Origin of the sequence: Rhodoplanes roseus (genome assembly GCF_003258865.1) — a bacterium.
Taxonomy (GTDB): Bacteria; Pseudomonadota; Alphaproteobacteria; order Rhizobiales; family Xanthobacteraceae; genus Rhodoplanes; species Rhodoplanes roseus.
This window is the reverse complement of record NZ_NPEX01000021.1, coordinates 12,163-13,479: the sequence shown is the minus strand read 5'-3', so window position 1 is coordinate 13,479 and position 1,317 is coordinate 12,163. Positions and strand designations below refer to the sequence as shown.

At 72.7% G+C, this 1,317-nt stretch carries 1 protein-coding gene; it reads right to left on the bottom strand.

Annotated features, from left to right (window positions below; genetic code table 11):
• Positions 1-318: 318 nt before the first annotated feature.
• Positions 319-1,077 (bottom strand): biliverdin-producing heme oxygenase, encoded by a 759-nt coding sequence (locus tag CH341_RS05110; RefSeq protein WP_111417954.1) that lies wholly within the window; start codon positions 1,075-1,077, stop codon positions 319-321.
• Positions 1,078-1,317 lie beyond the last annotated feature (240 nt).

The window sequence follows — 1,317 nt, the reverse complement described above, 5'->3', positions numbered from 1 at the left end:
TTCGCGCCTTTGGCGCGCCCCGGAATGACGGATTGTGCAAAGCCCTCGCCTGCGCCCACGACGACGATCGATGGGCTGTACCGTCGATCTTGCCTCAGCGCCGACGAGGCTCCGCCCGGCGATGACGGCGACGAGATGGAAACGCTCTGAAGCTCTCGGACGTTTTCGAGTTCTGTACAGGCCGTAGCGCCGTCGCGGAGCACAGCGGAGGCGAGGTTCGCACGCGGGACGACGCGTGTCGCAGAGCCCTCGCCGGTGCGGACGGCGGCTCTCGAGGCGGAACGCCGCGGAGCGAGCCGGAGAAGGCTGCCTCGCCGGTCAGACCGGCGGTGGCGCCGGCTCGCCGGAGGGCTCGGACGCGCCGCCGACCGCGTCCTGCACGGCCCAGAACAGCGCGATGTTGAACCGGAAGGCGCGCATGCCCTCGGCCAGGATGGCGTCCGGGCGGTCGGTCTCGAAGGCGGCGCGGTCGATGGCGTCGCGATAGCGCTGCTTGAAGGCGTCGAGCCCGTCGATGCCGGCGAAGCGATACAGGTTGCGGGCGCCCGCATCGAGCCCCAGCGTCTTGGCCAGGACCTGGCTCACCGTCTGGCCGCCGCTGAGATCGCCCAGGTAGCGCGTGTAGGCATGGCCGATCAGCCGCACGCCGTCGCCCTCGGCGGAGGCGCGGACCGCTTCGGCATAGGCCGTTCCCTCGGGCAGCACCGGCACGGCGTCCGCCGCCTCCGCGCTGCCGTAGAGGGTTTCCAGATCCCGCGCGATCGCGTCGGCGCGATACACCTCCGGCAGCACGATCAGGCGCACGGCGGGCGAGGCGCGGTGGCGCTCGAGGCCGCGCTCGATCTCGGCGTAGACGAGGTGGAGATTGCGCAGCAGCAGCGCGTAGGCGGAGCGGCTCGAGCGGCCCCGCACGATGTCGCTGATCACGCCGGCCCGCTCGGCGCGGCGGTGCAGCGGCGCCGTCACCTCGCGCAGCGCGTTCGACAGACCGATCCGGCGGATCTCGTCCGCACCCGGGATCGCCCCCCACTCCGTGTCCAGGCCGCCCTCGGCCACCGTGTCGACGTCGTCCGTCATGAGACCTCCGGAACAGGGGCCGACTAGATGTCAGGCGGATCCGGAAATCAATGCCCGCCGTCGCATCGCGCCGATGCGCCCGACGGACGGGCTGCGGCGGCAGGCCTCGGCCATCCGGCCCGCCGACCGGCCGGACGTCGAGCCGAAGAAGACGCCGCCGCGGGACCAAACGCCGAGGTCCCCGGCGCCCTGGAGGATCCGGCGCCCGGACCGAACGCCGGAGGGTTCGGCGCCGAGGCC

What these genes read in the sequence shown, in the direction of transcription:
- CH341_RS05110 (WP_111417954.1), bottom strand. Translation starts at nt 1,077, where the DNA reads ATGACGGACGACGTCGACACGGTGGCCGAGGGCGGCCTGGACACGGAG.